General features: G+C 72.0%; 10 protein-coding genes. 7 read left to right on the top strand and 3 right to left on the bottom strand.

Annotation, left to right across the window (positions count from 1 at the left end; genetic code table 11):
• Window positions 1-2: 2 nt before the first annotated feature.
• Both ACIQM4_RS29610 and ACIQM4_RS29605 read left to right on the top strand, forming a co-directional pair.
• The gene (locus tag ACIQM4_RS29610) at window positions 3-1,025 is read left to right on the top strand and encodes a LacI family DNA-binding transcriptional regulator (RefSeq protein WP_401597841.1); all 1,023 of its coding nucleotides are present in this window, start codon (window positions 3-5) and stop codon (window positions 1,023-1,025) included.
• Window positions 1,026-1,247: 222 nt separating this feature from the next.
• A complete protein-coding gene (locus tag ACIQM4_RS29605) occupies window positions 1,248-2,444 on the top strand; it encodes a thiolase family protein (protein ID WP_401597838.1) in 1,197 nt (398 codons plus the stop codon).
• Window positions 2,445-2,594: 150 nt separating this feature from the next.
• Here ACIQM4_RS29605 and trxA read toward each other — a convergent pair whose 3' ends face one another.
• Window positions 2,595-2,996 carry a thioredoxin gene (gene trxA / locus ACIQM4_RS29600; protein ID WP_401597835.1) on the bottom strand — a complete coding sequence of 134 codons (402 nt, stop codon included), beginning with the start codon at window positions 2,994-2,996 and terminating at the stop codon, window positions 2,595-2,597.
• A 125-nt stretch (window positions 2,997-3,121) separates the two neighbouring features.
• On the opposite strand from trxA, the gene ACIQM4_RS29595 reads away from it, so the two are divergent.
• The 5 genes from ACIQM4_RS29595 to ACIQM4_RS29575 all read left to right on the top strand — a co-directional run bounded on the left by ACIQM4_RS29595 (window position 3,122) and on the right by ACIQM4_RS29575 (window position 10,066).
• Window positions 3,122-4,576: a dihydrolipoyl dehydrogenase family protein gene (locus tag ACIQM4_RS29595; RefSeq protein ID WP_401597832.1), complete on the top strand. Its 1,455-nt coding sequence runs from the start codon at window positions 3,122-3,124 to the stop codon at window positions 4,574-4,576.
• Between the two features lie 229 nt (window positions 4,577-4,805).
• Window positions 4,806-5,834 carry an L-threonine 3-dehydrogenase gene (gene tdh / locus ACIQM4_RS29590; protein WP_401597830.1) on the top strand — a complete coding sequence of 343 codons (1,029 nt, stop codon included), beginning with the start codon at window positions 4,806-4,808 and terminating at the stop codon, window positions 5,832-5,834.
• A gap of 65 nt (window positions 5,835-5,899) precedes the next feature.
• The gene (locus ACIQM4_RS29585; protein WP_401597828.1) at window positions 5,900-7,093 is read left to right on the top strand and encodes a glycine C-acetyltransferase; all 1,194 of its coding nucleotides are present in this window, start codon (window positions 5,900-5,902) and stop codon (window positions 7,091-7,093) included.
• On the top strand, window positions 7,090-8,004 hold the full coding sequence (locus ACIQM4_RS29580; protein ID WP_401597825.1) for a LysR family transcriptional regulator: 915 nt from the start codon (window positions 7,090-7,092) through the stop codon (window positions 8,002-8,004). The genes ACIQM4_RS29585 and ACIQM4_RS29580 overlap by 4 nt, the downstream gene beginning before the upstream one ends.
• Before the next feature lie 172 nt (window positions 8,005-8,176).
• Complete coding sequence (locus ACIQM4_RS29575) at window positions 8,177-10,066, top strand: ABC transporter ATP-binding protein (protein WP_401597822.1); 1,890 nt, start codon at window positions 8,177-8,179, stop codon at window positions 10,064-10,066.
• 74 nt (window positions 10,067-10,140) lie between these two features.
• Here ACIQM4_RS29575 and ACIQM4_RS29570 read toward each other — a convergent pair whose 3' ends face one another.
• A complete protein-coding gene (locus tag ACIQM4_RS29570) occupies window positions 10,141-10,590 on the bottom strand; it encodes a nucleoside deaminase (protein ID WP_401597819.1) in 450 nt (149 codons plus the stop codon).
• 10 nt (window positions 10,591-10,600) lie between these two features.
• On the bottom strand, window positions 10,601-11,980 hold the full coding sequence (locus ACIQM4_RS29565; protein WP_401597816.1) for a purine-cytosine permease family protein: 1,380 nt from the start codon (window positions 11,978-11,980) through the stop codon (window positions 10,601-10,603).
• Window positions 11,981-12,316 lie beyond the last annotated feature (336 nt).

Genomic DNA, 12,316 nt, shown 5'->3' with positions numbered 1-12,316 from the left:
CGATGAGCCAGACACCGAAGAAGTCAGCCGACCAACCCGTCCCCACCAGCACCGATGTCGCACGCCTGGCAGGCGTGTCGCGCGCCACCGTGTCGTACGTGCTGAACAACACCTCGGCCGTGCGGATCAGCGAGCCGACCCGCCGCCGGGTCCGTGAGGCCGCCGAGGAGCTCGGCTACGTCCCGCACGCCGCGGCGCGCAGTCTGCGCGCGGGGCACACCCGCATGGTTCTCCTGCCGACCGCGCACATCCCCGTCGGTCCGCTCTACGGCAAATTCTTCAACGAGCTGCACTGGGCACTGCGCCACCTCGACTACACCGTCGTGCAGTACGGCAGTCTCGGTCTCACCGGCGACGAGGCGGCCCGCGCGTGGGCGGAACTGCGGCCCGTGGCCGTGGTGTCGCTCGGCGAGATCACCCTGACCGCGCGCGGTGTGCAGCTCCTCAAGAGGTCCGGTGCCAAGGCGGTCGTCACGCTCGGCCCGCAACGCGTCGAGGGCGCGCACTCGTTGGTGATGGACCAGCGCGAGGTGGGCATCGCCGCGGCCGGACACCTGCTGGAGCGCGGGCACCGCCGCATCGGAGCCGTCGTCCCGGAGGAACCGGGGCTGGAACTCTTCTCCAAGCCCCGGCTGGCGGGTCTGCGCAAGGCGGTCGCGGGCACCGGGGCGAGCGTCGAACCGCTGGCCATGCGGTACGACGAGGAGTCGGCGGCGGCTCTCGCGGCGCGCTGGCGCGATCTCGCTCTGGACGCGGTGTTCGCCTACAACGACGAGTACGCCCAGCTCCTCATGCGGGCGCTGCAGGACGCAGGCGTCGACGTCCCGGGCGAGACCGCGGTCATGGGTGCGGACAACCTCCTGCTGGGCAAGCTCCTGCGTCCCAGCCTCAGCACGGTGCGCCTGGAGCTGCCGCCCGGCCAGTACCTCGCGGACCTGATCGACCGCCTGGTCCAGCATCCGTCGCAGCAGGTGCCGGACAGCGGTCTGATGGGCGCGCACGCGGTGCCGCGCGAGTCGGGCTGACAGCGCGCGGATCCGACAGTACGCGCGCGGCGGTACGAACCTGAGGGCGCGGGCTCGGCGATACGCACGTGGTGGAGCCGGTTCCGAGGCGCGGGGGCGGACCGGCGGCCGTTGACAGTCGAGGAGCCGCGGAACAGACTCGGCCCCGGGTGATCAAGGACGATCACAGGCGGTCGCGCGGGGGCACCCGGACGAACGCCCTTGACCCGGAGGAGAGTTCCGATGCCCACCAGCATCCGTGACGTCTACGTCGTCGACGCCGTCCGCACACCGATCGGCAAGTTCGGGGGCGCGCTCTCGGGCGTACGTCCCGACGACCTCGCCGCCCACGTGGTGCGGTCCCTGGTCGACAGGTGTCCGGACCTCGACCCGGCCAGGATCGACGACGTGTACTTCGGTGACGCGAACGGTGCGGGCGAGGACAACCGCGACGTGGCCCGCATGGCGGTGCTGCTCGCCGGACTGCCCGTGAGCGTTCCCGGCGTGACCGTCAACCGGCTCTGCGGCTCGGGCCTTGAGGCCGTGATCCAGGCGGCCCGCGCGATCGCCCTGGGCGACGCCTGCGTGGCGATCGCGGGCGGTGTCGAGTCGATGTCCCGTGCCCCGTGGGTCCTGCAGAAGCCCGAGCGCGCCTTCCCCGCCGGTCACCAGCAACTGCACTCCACGACGCTGGGCTGGCGGATGACCAACCCCCGGATGCCCGCGCAGTGGACCGTCTCCCTCGGCGAGGGCGCCGAACTCGTCGCCGACAAGTACGGGATCGGCCGGGCGGAACAGGACGCCTTCGCCCTTGAGAGCCACCGGAAGGCCGCGGCGGCGTGGGCCGCGGGACTCTACGACAGCGAGGTCGTGCCGTACGAGGGCGTGGACCTGCCGCGCGACGAGTGCATCCGCGAGTCCTCGACCCCCGAGGCGTTGGGCCGGCTGAAGCCGGTCTTCCGTACGGACGGCACGGGCACGGTCACCGCGGGCAACTCCTCGCCGCTCAACGACGGGGCGGCGGCCCTGCTCCTGGTCGACGAGGAGGGGCTGCGGGCCACCGGGCGCGAGCCGCTCGCCCGTATCCGTACCTCCGCCGTCACCGGCATCGAACCCGAGCTGTTCGGGCTCGGCCCCGTCGAAGCGGTCCGCAGGGCGCTCGGCAAGGCGGGCCTGACGCTCGCCGACCTGACCGTCCTCGAACTGAACGAGGCCTTCGCGGCCCAGTCCCTCGGCTGCCTCGCCGCCTGGCCCGACCTCGATCCCGCGGTGGTCAACCCGCGCGGCGGCGCCCTGGCGGTCGGCCACCCGCTCGGCGCCTCCGGGGCGCGCCTCGCGGGCTCGGTCGCCCATCAGCTCGCGGCGGCCGGATCGGGCACCGGGCTGGCGGCACTCTGCATCGGGGTGGGCCAGGGCCTCGCACTGGTCCTGGAACGCTGAGTCCCACTGCCGAGGTCTGCTGCCCGGGGTGCTCGCGAGCGCCGCGCCGGGCCGCATCGGACGGCCCCGGACATGCGAGTGGGCGCCGCCTCACGGAGGCGACGCCCACGGGCAGGTCACGATGCCGGGCGAGTCACGGTACCGAGCGGGTCAGCCCGCTTCCTTCTGCTCCCCGGCGCCCTCCTGGGCACCGTTCTGCGCGGTCTCGATCGACTTGCGCACCTCGTCCATGTCCAGGTTGCGGGCCTGGCCGATGATGTCCTCAAGAGCCTCCGCGGGCAGCGCGCCCGGCTGGGCGAACACCGCGACGTTCTCTCGGACGATCATCAGGGTCGGGATCGACTGGATCTCGAAGGCGGCCGCGAGCTCCTGCTGGGCCTCGGTGTCGACCTTGGCGAAGACCAGGTCCTCGTGACGGTCGGAAGCCCCTTCGTAGACCGGCGCGAACTGACGGCAGGGGCCGCACCACGACGCCCAGAAGTCGATCAGGACGAAGTCGTTGTCGGTCACTACGCTGTCGAAGTTCTCTTTGGTCAGCTCGACAGTGGCCATGTTGTGCTCCTCTTCCGTCATTCCGGGCGTCACCGTCACCGCACAACGATGTTCGGCGCCGCCCTATTCCGTCGGTCCGCCTTCCCCTGTGGTCGCCGCGCACACCACCCATCAGACTGAGCTTCATGACAGCTGCCGAAACAACAGAAGAGGCCCGCGCGGCCACCGAGTACGACGTCGTGGTGCTGGGCGCGGGTCCGGTCGGGGAGAACGTCGCCGACCGGGCCCGCGCGGCAGGCCTGAGCGTCGCGATCGTCGAGTCCGAGCTGATCGGCGGTGAGTGCTCGTACTGGGCGTGCATGCCCAGCAAGGCACTGCTGCGGCCGGTCACCGCGCGCGCCGACGCCCGCAGGGTGCCGGGACTGCGGCAGGCCGTGCAGGGCGATCTCGACGTGTCCGCCGTCCTCGCCCACCGCGACTACTTCACGTCGAACTGGAAGGACGACGGCCAGGTCGGCTGGCTGGAGTCGATCGACGTGGCGATCCACCGCGGCCACGGCCGCATCGAGGGACCGCGGAAGGTCACCGTGGAGGCCCCGGACGGCGGTCGCACGACGCTCACCGCCCGGCACGCCGTGGCCGTCTGCACGGGCACCAGGGCGGTCGTCCCCGACCTGCCCGGCATCGCGGACGCCAAGCCGTGGACGAGCCGCGAGGCCACCAGTGCCCAGCAGGTACCCGGTCGGCTGGTGGTGGTCGGCGGGGGAGTGGTCGGCGTCGAGATGGCCACCGCCTGGCAGGCGCTCGGCTCGCAGGTCACCGTTCTCGTACGCGGCGAGGAGGGGCTGCTGCCGAGGATGGAGCCCTTCGCGGGCGAGCACGTGCGTGCGGCGCTCGAAGAGGCGGGCGCCACCGTACGCACCGGGGCTTCGGTCTCCGCGGTGGAGCGCGAGGGGGCGACGGTCGCCGTCACCCTGGAAGGTGGCGAACAGCTGGAGGCGGACGAGATCCTCTTCGCGGTCGGCCGCGCGCCCAGGACCGACGACATCGGGCTGGAGAGCGTCGGCCTCGAACCGGGCTCCTGGCTCGCCGTCGACGACAGCTGCCGGGTGACGGGCTCCGAGTGGCTGTACGCGGTGGGCGACGCCAACCACCGGGCGCTCCTCACCCACCAGGGCAAGTACCAGGCGCGTATCGCGGGAGAGGCGATCGCCGCCCGCGCCCAGGGGCGTGCCGTGGACGACGCCCGCTGGGGCGCCCACGCCGCGACCGCCGACCACGCCGCCGTCCCCCAGGTGGTCTTCACCGACCCCGAGGCCGGTTCGGTTGGCCTCACCCTCGCGGAGGCCGAGCGGGCCGGGCGCAGGGTGCGCGCCGTCGACTACGACATGGCGTCGGTCGCCGGCACCGGCCTCTACGCCGACGGCTACAAGGGCCACGCCCGCATGGTCGTCGACCTGGACACCGAGACCCTCGTCGGGGTCACCTTCGTCGGCCCGGCGGTCAGTGAACTGGTGCACTCCGCGACGGTGGCCGTGGTGGGCGAGGTGCCTGTCTCACGGCTGTGGCACGCGGTTCCCTCGTACCCGACGATCAGCGAGGTGTGGCTGCGGCTGCTGGAGACCTACCGGGGCGCGTAGCCCTGGCTGCCGCCGTCCGCGCCCGGCGTCCGCCCGGATCGCCGCAGCTCACGCGGGTGAGCGAATGAAGCTGCTCTTGGGGGCCACTTAAGAAATCCTCGATGGACGCGGCCCGCGGAGATCGGCAGATTGGAGCCCACAGGCGATCACCATGGAACCCCGTGGTGATCGCCACGGGCCGGCGCTGTCCGCGCGCCGCCGTCACGCACTACCGCCTGGAGCCACAGCCATGAGAGCACTCGTCAAGCACAGGGCCGAGCCGGGGCTGTGGCTCATGGACGTCCCCGAGCCGGAGGCCGGTCCGGGTGACGTGCTCATCAAGGTGCTGCGCACCGGCATCTGCGGCACCGACCTGCACATCCGCAACTGGGACGGCTGGGCGCAGCAGGCCGTCACCACCCCTCGCGTGCTGGGCCACGAATTCGTCGGCCAGGTCGCGCACACCGGCTCCGACGTCCGGGACATCAAGGTCGGTGACGTCGTCAGCGGCGAGGGCCACCTGGTGTGCGGCAAGTGCCGCAACTGTCTGGCCGGCCGCCGACACCTGTGCCGCAGCACGGTGGGCCTCGGCGTCGGACGCGACGGTGCCTTCGCCGAGTACGTCGTGCTGCCCGCCTCCAACGTGTGGGTGCACCGCACCGAGGTCGACCTCGACGTCGCGGCGATCTTCGACCCGTTCGGCAACGCGGTGCACACCGCGCTGTCCTTCCCGCTGGTCGGTGAGGACGTCCTGATCACCGGCGCGGGACCGATCGGCATCATGGCCGCCGCCGTCGCCAAGCACGCCGGTGCCCGCAGCGTGGTCATCACCGACGTCAGCGAGCCCCGCCTGGAGCTGGCCCGCAAGGTGGGCGCCACCCACACCGTCAACGTCGCGCGGACCTCCATCGCGGACGCGCAGGCCGAGCTCGGCCTCAAGGAGGGCTTCGACATCGGCCTGGAGATGTCCGGCCGCCCCGAGGCCATGCGCGACATGGTGGCCAACATGACGCACGGCGGGCGCATCGCCATGCTGGGCCTGCCGGCCGAGGAGTTCGCCGTCGACTGGTCGAAGATCGTCACGTCGATGATCACCGTCAAGGGGATCTACGGCCGCGAGATGTTCGAGACCTGGTACGCGATGACCGTCCTGGTCGAGGCCGGCCTCGACCTGAGCCCCGTGATCACCGGCAGTTACGGCTACCAGGACTTCGAGGCCGCCTTCGACGAGGCCGCCACCGCCCGCAGCGGCAAGATCATCCTGAACTGGGACGTGTGAGCCGCACCCCGTCCGCGCCCGTCCGTCCTTCTTCCCGTTCCAGGCAGACCTAGGAGCCCACCGCCATGTACGCGTCCGTCCGCGACGACCTCCGTGCCACCCTCGACGAGATCCGTGAGGCCGGGCTCTTCAAGCCCGAGCGCGTCATCTCCAGCCCGCAGAACGCCACGGTCGGCGTCACCGCCGACGGGCAGCCCGCCGAGGTCCTCAACTTCTGCGCCAACAACTACCTCGGTCTCGCCGACCACCCCGAGGTCGTCGCCGCCGCCAAGGACGCCCTGGACCGCTGGGGCTACGGCATGGCCTCCGTGCGCTTCATCTGCGGCACCCAGGAGATCCACAAGGAGCTGGAGGCCCGTCTCTCGGCCTTCCTCGGCCAGGAGGACACGATCCTCTACTCCTCCTGCTTCGACGCCAACGGCGGCGTCTTCGAGACTCTCCTGGGCGCCGAGGACGCGGTCATCTCCGACGCCCTCAACCACGCCAGCATCATCGACGGCATCCGGCTCTCCAAGGCGCGCCGCTACCGCTACGCCAACCGCGACCTCGCCGACCTGGAGAAGCAGCTCCAGGACACCCAGGACGCCCGCCGCCGGCTCATCGTCACCGACGGCGTCTTCTCCATGGACGGCTACGTCGCCCCGCTCGCCGAGATCTGCGACCTCGCGGACCGGTACGACGCCATGGTCATGGTCGACGACTCGCACGCGGTGGGCTTCGTCGGTGAGGGCGGTCGCGGCACCCCCGAGCTGCACGGCGTGACGGACCGCGTCGACATCATCACCGGCACCCTCGGCAAGGCCCTCGGCGGCGCCTCCGGCGGCTACGTCGCGGCCCGCGCCGAGATCGTCGCCCTGCTGCGCCAGCGCTCGCGCCCCTACCTCTTCTCGAACTCCCTCGCGCCGGTCATCGCCGCCGCCTCCCTCAAGGTCATCGACCTGCTGGAATCGGCGGGCGAACTGCGCGAGAAGCTCGCCGCCAACACCGCGCTGTTCCGTACGAGGATGACCGAGGCGGGCTTCGACATCCTGCCCGGCGACCACGCCATCGCACCGGTCATGATCGGTGACGCCGCGGAGGCCGGCCGGATGGCGGAGCTGCTCCTGGAGCGCGGGGTGTACGTGATCGGCTTCTCCTACCCGGTCGTCCCGATGGGCAAGGCGCGCATCCGCGTCCAGCTGTCCGCCGCGCACTCCACCGAGGACGTCGAGAGGGCGATTGCGGCATTTGTCGACGCGCGGGCGACACTGGCCGGGTGATCGATCCCAGACGGCTGCGCATCCTGAGGGCCGTGGCGGACCACCGTACGGTGACCGCCGCGGCCTCAGCGCTGTACCTGACCCCCTCCGCCGTGTCCCAGCAGCTCAACGCGCTGGAGCAGGAGACGGGGCACGCCCTGCTGATCCGTACCGGCAAGGGGGTGGAACTGACGGCGGCGGGCGAGATCCTGCTCGGCCACACCCACGCCGTCCTCGCCCAGCTGGAACGCGCGGAGGCAGAACTCGCCGACTACGCGGGCGGCGCCGCGGGCGAGGTGACGGTCGCCTCCTTCGCCACCGGCATCGCCGAGGTCGTCGCCCCCGCCGTCGGCCGCCTCGCCGCCGGGCACCCCGGCATCGTGATGCGGGTGTGGGACGCGGAGGGCGACGAGAGCCTGCCGCTGGTACTCGGCGGCAAGGCGGACGTGGCGGTCGCGGTCGAGTACCGGGGCGCGCCCCGCGAGGACGACCTGCGTCTCGCCCGGGTACCGCTCTACGCCGAACCCTTCGACGCCGTACTCCCCGCCGGGCACCCCCTGTGCGCCGAGCCGTCCGTGGCGCTCTCCGGGCTCGCCGACAGCGACTGGATCGGGCCCTACCCCGGAAACCCGTGCCACGACATGGTGCTGCTCGCCTGCGAGCTCGCGGGCTTCCAGCCCCGGCTCAGGCACTCCTCCGACGACTTCCGTGCCGTGGTCGCCCTCGCGGGCGCGGGCGCGGGGGTCGCACTCGTGCCGCGCTCCGCGCTGCGGGGCATGGAGCTGAAGGACGCGGCCGTACGTCCCGTGGAGGGGCCCGCCGCCACCCGCAGGGTGTTCGCCGCCGTACGCCGCGGCGCGGAGAACCACCCGCTGATCCGGCCGGTTCTCGACGCCCTCGTCGCTTCCGCGAAGGGACTTCCCACCGACTGAGGCGGCTGCGGCGCGGACGTCAACTCCGCCGGGGGACGGCCCCGTTGGGGCGACCTCACGGAATTGTTTGACCACAAGTCCGGTTGAGGTTCTAGCGTTCAGCGTGTTCCCCGACCCGGGCAGGCCGACCAGGCCCCGAACGTCGGCCGATCAGATTCCGGAGGCACCTCTCGTGGACATGGAAGTCACCGCGTGGACGTCGATGCACAGCGTGATGAGCGCACAGAACGACAAGCGCCCCTTCTCCAGGGCCACCCTGCGCAGGATCGCCCGCTTCGCCAGGCCGCACCGCGGTCAGATCTACCAGTTCCTGCTGCTCAGCGTGGTCACGGCGGTGCTCGCCGTCGCCACCCCGGTCCTCGCGGGCCGCGTCGTCGACGCCATCGACCACGGGGACGACTCGGGCACGGTCACCCGGCTCGCCCTGCTGATCGCGGTGATCGCCGTCGCCGAGGCCGCGCTGGCACTGCTCACCCGCTGGCTCTCGTCGAGCCTGGGTGAGGGGCTGATCCTGGACCTCCGCACGGCGGTCTTCGACCATGTGCAGCGGATGCCGGTCGCCTTCTTCACCCGTACCCGCACCGGCGCGCTCGTCAGCCGCCTCAACAACGACGTCATCGGCGCCCAGCGCGCCTTCAGCAACACCCTCTCCGGGGTGGTCTCCAACCTCGTCACCCTGTTGCTGACACTCGTCGTGATGCTCAGCATCTCCTGGCAGATCACCCTGCTCTCGCTCGTCCTGCTGCCGGTGTTCGTGGTGCCCGCCCGCCGGATGGGCTCCCGGATGGCGCGGCTCCAGCGGGAGGCGGCCGGGCACAACGCCACCATGGGCACCCAGATGACGGAGCGCTTCTCCGCCCCCGGCGCCACCCTCATCAAACTCTTCGGCAGGCCGGCGGACGAGTCCGCCGAGTTCGCCGCCAGGGCCCGCCGGGTCCGTGACATCGGTGTGCGCACCGCGATGGTGCAGTCCACCTTCATCACCGCGCTCACCCTCGTCTCGGCCCTCGCCCTGGCACTCGTCTACGGACTGGGCGGGTTCTACGCCCTGCGCGGCCAGCTCGAAGCGGGCGCCGTCGTCTCCCTCGCCCTGCTCCTCACCCGCCTCTACGCACCGCTCACCGCCCTCGCCGGGGCCCGCGTCGAGGTGATGAGCGCACTGGTCAGCTTCGAGCGGGTCTTCGAGATCCTCGACCTGAAGCCGCTGATCGACGAGAAGCCGGACGCCCGCACGGTCCCGGACGGGCCGGTCTCCGTCGAGTTCGACGGCGTCACCTTCGGCTACCCGTCGGCCGACAAGGTCTCGCTGGCCTCCCTGGAGGACGTCGCCGTCCTCGACAACCGCGGCGGCACCGACGTCCTGCACGACGTGTCCTTCCGCGCCGAACCCGGCCACATGATCGCCCTCGTCGGGTCGTCGGGCGCCGGAAAGTCCACCATCGCCCAGCTCCTGCCGCGGCTGTACGACGCCGACGCGGGCACGGTACGCATCGGCGGGGTGGACGTGCGCGACCTGAGCGCCGACTCGATCCGCCGGACCCTGGGCATGGTCACCCAGGACGGCCACCTCTTCCACGAATCCGTACGGGCCAACCTGCTGCTCGCCCGCCCGGAGGCGACCGAGGAGGACATCTGGGACGCGCTGCGCCGCTCCCGCCTCGAAGGGCTCGTCGCCTCACTGCCCGACGGACTGGACACCGTGGTGGGCGAGCGCGGCTACCGGCTCTCCGGCGGAGAGCGCCAGCGCCTCACCATCGCCCGGCTGCTCCTCGCCCAGCAGCGCGTCGTCATCCTCGACGAGGCGACCGCGCACCTCGACTCCACCTCGGAGGCGGCCGTCCAGGAGGCGCTCGCCGAGGCCCTGGAGGGACGTACCGCCGTGGTCATCGCCCACCGGCTCTCGACCGTACGGGCCGCCGACCAGATCCTGGTCGTCGAGGACGGCCGGATCGTGGAACGCGGCACCCACAGCGAACTGCTGGCCTCCGGCGGCCGGTACGAACAGCTCTACCGCACCCAGTTCGAGCGGCCCGGGGCGGAGGGGGCCCACCCCGTACGGTGAACGCCGGGCGGGGGACGACATGGGCGCGGCCCGGAGCATCCGTTCGGGGCCGCGCCCATGTCCAGACGGCGCCGCTACTCGCCGATGTCCTCGTTCCACAGCTCCGGCCTCGCCGCGATGAAGTCCTTCATCATCGCGACGCACTCCGGGTCGTTCAGCTCGATGATCTCCACGCCGTGCTCGGCCAGCCAGTCGTGCCCGCCGTGGAAGGTCTGCGACTCACCCACGATCACCCGCGAGATGCCGAACTGCCGCACCAGGCCGCTGCAGTACCAGCACGGCGACAGCGTCGTCACCATCGTGGTGCCCCGGTACGAGCGCTGGCGGCCGGCGTCGCGGAAGGCGGAGGTCTCGCCGTGCGCGGACGGGTCGCCCTGCTGCACCCGAAGGTTGTGGCCGCGGCCCAGGAGGGTGCCGTCCGCGCCGTAGAGCGCGGCGCCGATCGGAATGCCGCCCTCGGCGAGACCGGCCCTGGCCTCCTCGACGGCGGTCGCCAGCCACTGACGGGCCTGAGACTGATCCATGGGTTTTCTCCTAAGCGCCGGGGTTGGGGGACAGGTCGGCCCGGCGGCGCAGCGCCGCGTAGAGCGCCGCTCCCACCACGAAGCCGACCAGGCAGGTCAGGTCGCCGGCCGCGGGCCAATGCGAGGGCACCCAGCCGACGAACACCGTCTGGTTCGAAAACAGCGGCACCGACACCGCGAAGCCCACCAGGAGCGCGACGATCCCGGCCCTCTCCCGGTACGTACGGTCCGTCATGCGGCGCGCCAGCTCGCTGTCGGGGGTACTGCCGCGCAGCCGGTGCTCGGCCAGCACGACGCCCAGCCATGGAGCGATCCAGTACGCGATGACCAGCAGGAAGTGCTCGAAGGCCGCGCCCGCGTCGGCCAGCGCGAGCCAGCCGGCGACGGTACCCACCGCGCCGACCAGGGCGACCAGGGTGGCCCGGCCCATCCAACGCGGCAGCCGCAGCGAGAGGGACGAGATCGAGACGGCGGCCGAGTACACGTTCAGGGTGCTCGCGGCCATGGCGCCCAGGATGATCGCGACCAGGGTGAGGTTCGCCAGCCAGCCGGGCAGCTGGGCGGTGAACGCGTCGGTGGGTGAAGCCCCTTCGGGGGCGAGGACAGTGCCCGACGCGGCGCCGATCACGGAGACCACCGCGACCGAGCCGAACAGGCCGAGCCCGGAGTACAGCCCCGTGCGCCGGGGCGGGGTGTGGGCGGGCAGGTAACGCGAGTAGTCGGATGCGCACGGGTTCCAGCCCGCGGTGAAGCCGAAGCAGGCGCTGAAGGCCAGCAGGAAGCCGCCGAAGCCGCCGCCGTGGCCGGACGGGGAACCCAGCTGCGCGCCGCTGAAGATCCAGGCACCGGCCAGCAGGAAGATCACCGCGAGGACGGGGAAGGCGTACCGCTCGAAGCGGTGCACCAGGTCGTGGCCCACATATCCGACGACGATCTCCAGGACCACCAGGATCAGCAGGCTCGCCAGCGGCGGCAGACCGGTGAGGGAGTTCAACGCGAACGCGCCGCCGACACTGTTGACGGCGAACCAGCCGATGCCCGCGACCACGGCGTTGACCCCGGACGGCAGGGCGTTTCCGCGGTGGCCGAAGGACAGCCGGCCGATCACCATCTGCGGGACGCCGAAACGGGGCCCGTCGGTGGACAGCACGCCGTGCGCCAGCGAACCGAGGCCCGCGCCGAGCAGCAGCGCGGCCACGGCCTGCCAGAAGCTCAGCCCGAAGGCCGCGACCGAGAGCACCCCGATGTAGAGGGTCGCGAAGCCGACCTGGGGAGAGGCCCAGGTCCACAGCAGCTGACGGGGGTTGCCGTGCCGCTGCGCGCGGGGGACGGGTTCGGCGCCGTGCGCCTCCACGGCGATGACGGGCGCAGGGGTGGGGGTGCTGGACATGAGCCTTCGAGGGGTACGAGGAACCGGGGGAGTCGGGCACGCACACAGGGGCGGGCCGGTAACCAGTGTGCGGTACACGTTTGGTTCGCACGGACCGGGGCCCGCTTTCCGGAGGCTGCAATTCCGGATCGCGCCGGCCGGGGCCCGCGTTTCGGAGGCTGCGATTGGGGGGCGTGCCGGCCGGGACCCGCGTTTCGGCGGCTGCAATTCCGGATCGCGCCGGCCGGGACCCGCGTTTCGGAGGCTGCGATTGCGGGGCGTGCTGATCGAGGGTCCGTGGTCCGGGGGACGCGATTGCGGGCCGCGCGGTCCGCGGACGGACGCTGCCGAATCTGC

Source organism: Streptomyces sp. NPDC091272 (assembly GCF_044757485.1).
In the GTDB taxonomy this organism is placed as follows: domain Bacteria; phylum Actinomycetota; class Actinomycetes; order Streptomycetales; family Streptomycetaceae; genus Streptomyces.
The sequence above is the reverse complement of the archived record's forward strand: the minus strand, read 5'-3'. Positions and strand labels throughout refer to the sequence as shown.

Bases quoted from the DNA above. Each gene is read 5' to 3' on its own strand.
- ACIQM4_RS29610 (WP_401597841.1), top strand. From the start codon at position 3: ATGAGCCAGACACCGAAGAAGTCAGCCGACCAACCCGTCCCCACCAGC.
- ACIQM4_RS29605 (WP_401597838.1), top strand. From the start codon at position 1,248: ATGCCCACCAGCATCCGTGACGTCTACGTCGTCGACGCCGTCCGCACA.
- trxA (WP_401597835.1), bottom strand. From the start codon at position 2,996: ATGGCCACTGTCGAGCTGACCAAAGAGAACTTCGACAGCGTAGTGACC.
- ACIQM4_RS29595 (WP_401597832.1), top strand. From the start codon at position 3,122: ATGACAGCTGCCGAAACAACAGAAGAGGCCCGCGCGGCCACCGAGTAC.
- tdh (WP_401597830.1), top strand. From the start codon at position 4,806: ATGAGAGCACTCGTCAAGCACAGGGCCGAGCCGGGGCTGTGGCTCATG.
- ACIQM4_RS29585 (WP_401597828.1), top strand. From the start codon at position 5,900: ATGTACGCGTCCGTCCGCGACGACCTCCGTGCCACCCTCGACGAGATC.
- ACIQM4_RS29570 (WP_401597819.1), bottom strand. From the start codon at position 10,590: ATGGATCAGTCTCAGGCCCGTCAGTGGCTGGCGACCGCCGTCGAGGAG.
- ACIQM4_RS29565 (WP_401597816.1), bottom strand. From the start codon at position 11,980: ATGTCCAGCACCCCCACCCCTGCGCCCGTCATCGCCGTGGAGGCGCAC.